The organism is Calothrix sp. CBUCES-K 9914 (assembly GCF_059640475.1).
The window spans coordinates 1-1,995 of the sequence record NZ_JBXXZH010000520.1; the positions used below are offsets into that span (position 1 = coordinate 1).

General features: G+C 38.1%; 2 protein-coding genes. One reads left to right on the plus strand and one right to left on the minus strand.

From position 1 onward, the window contains the following. The first annotated feature begins 78 nt into the window (after positions 1-78). Entirely contained in the window at positions 79-303 is a 225-nt protein-coding gene (locus tag AC2JBO_RS44720) for a hypothetical protein (protein WP_496960050.1), read from the plus strand. Positions 304-352: 49 nt separating this feature from the next. Here the strand turns inward: AC2JBO_RS44720 and AC2JBO_RS44725 are convergent, their stop codons facing one another. Next, entirely contained in the window at positions 353-667 is a 315-nt protein-coding gene (locus AC2JBO_RS44725; protein WP_496960049.1) for a thioredoxin family protein, read from the minus strand. Between the last annotated feature and the right edge of the window lie 1,328 nt (positions 668-1,995).

The window sequence follows — 1,995 nt, forward strand, 5'->3', positions numbered from 1 at the left end:
ACTCATTACTCAGCACTCATTACTCATTACTCAGCACTCAGCACTCAGCACTCAGCACTCATTACTCATTACTTAATTATGTCTATTACAGTAACAGGTACAATTCAACGTCGTGACATCGGTTTGGGCGCCTGGGCATTTGTCACCGATGAAGGCACTACTTATGAAATTTCCCGTAGTGCTGACAAAAAATTGCTCCAAACTGGACAAAAAGCCAAAGTTACAGGAAAAGTGCGCGAAGATATAGTGACTGCCGCGATGATTGGACCAGTCTTAGAAGTTAACTCATTTGAAGTGTTGTAAAGCTATGTGGCACAGGCAGGACGCCTGTGCTATATGTCAGGCGGGACGCCTAACCTACGGAATTTAAAACGGCTTGTAAACGCTCTCGAAACTCACCCTTGGGATGTCCTCCTTTGACTTCGCCGATTATTTCAAACTCTCCTTCGGGTGAGGAACATACTAAATAAGTAGGCCATCCCATTTCGGACTTATCTGGATATTGCTTCAACAGTATTTGCCGATACTTACGGTAAGTCGCCGTATCCTGCATTTTTACGTCAATAAACTCTAAACCTAGCTCGGTTGACACTTTTTGGTCATAAAAAGCCATTTTGTGACAAATTCCGCAATCTTCACTCGAAAACTTGATTACTGCTAAAGGCATATTGCTAGTATTATTGAACTACAAATTTGGTACGATTTTTTTGTAATTTTATAACTAAATTGATTTTATTATTAATGCTGCGTACTCGCACAATAACTTATAACAGTGCTATCATATAACAATCTACCGTCCAATTAGAAAAGTTAACGCAGTCACTATTAGTCCCTACTTAGCTAATACGAATATTACAGACTGCTTCCGGAAGATTTTAGGTGCATTACTAGATAGAAGTGATTTTTAGGTTGTATTTATTCAGTGTTTCATAGCTCAAACAAAAGCGTTAGTTGATGTAGTTTAACGCGCGGGAGTGAGTTATTAGGGTTATTGAAAGCAGGCAGCGATGCTGTATAGACCTGCAAAAAGAAACAAAAAACCCCCAAAAACTTCCAGTGTATGGCAGTCCATGAGGGGGCAATTATTTAATAGGGTGCATCTACCTACCACTAATTCGTTATCAGTTGGTCATCTTCAGGATAAATTTCGAGTAGGGTGCGTGACGCTACAAAAATACTTCAACGAAGCTATAAGACTTGTAGCGTCACGCACCGACAATATCTAATTAGTTTCAAATTTAGTTGCACATTCTGGTTTGTAGAGTTTATAATAAAAAACCCTAGTCGATAGGAATCTACTAGGGAAGTGATTTATCAGGGTGCATCTACCACTTAATTGTTCATCATCAGTTGGTCATCTTCAGGACGAATTGAAAAGAAAGGTTCAAGGTCGGCTTCAGGTTATTGCATATAGCCAAAAAAAAACCCTAGTGGATGGCAGTCTACTAGGGAAGTAAGTTATCAGGGTGCATCTACCATTTAACTGTTCATTATTAACTGGTTATCTTCAGGATAAATTGAAAAGAAACTCTTAAAAACTGAGTTGCAACTAATGTAAAAAATTTGACCATAAAAAAACCCCTAGCGGATGGCAGTCTACTAGGGGAGTGAGTTATCAGGGTGCATCTACCATTTACTTGTTCTCATCGTAACCAGTGTTATCCGGATATTTTTATCGACATTATCAATAAATCTTTCAAACGACAAAAAATTCCCCTAGTTGGTTTGTTACCATCTAGGGGAGTGAATTATTAGGGTGCATCTACCAATTACTTGTTCTTATTTTTATTTGCGTTCTCCGGAGAATTTTCCAGATATATTCCAGATATATTCCAGATATCTTCAAAAACTCTTTTAGAAAAGTAAAAAAAATCCCCTTAGTTGACTAATATCGACTAGGGGAGTGGGTTATCAGGGTGCATCTACCATATACTTGTTCAAAAAATTACTTATGAGTTCCGGAAAAATTGCATAAAAAAACCCTTAGTGGCTATT

Excerpts from the sequence above, each read along its gene's own strand:
- AC2JBO_RS44720 (WP_496960050.1), top strand. The coding sequence starts at position 79 with ATGTCTATTACAGTAACAGGTACAATTCAACGTCGTGACATCGGTTTG.
- AC2JBO_RS44725 (WP_496960049.1), bottom strand. The coding sequence starts at position 667 with ATGCCTTTAGCAGTAATCAAGTTTTCGAGTGAAGATTGCGGAATTTGT.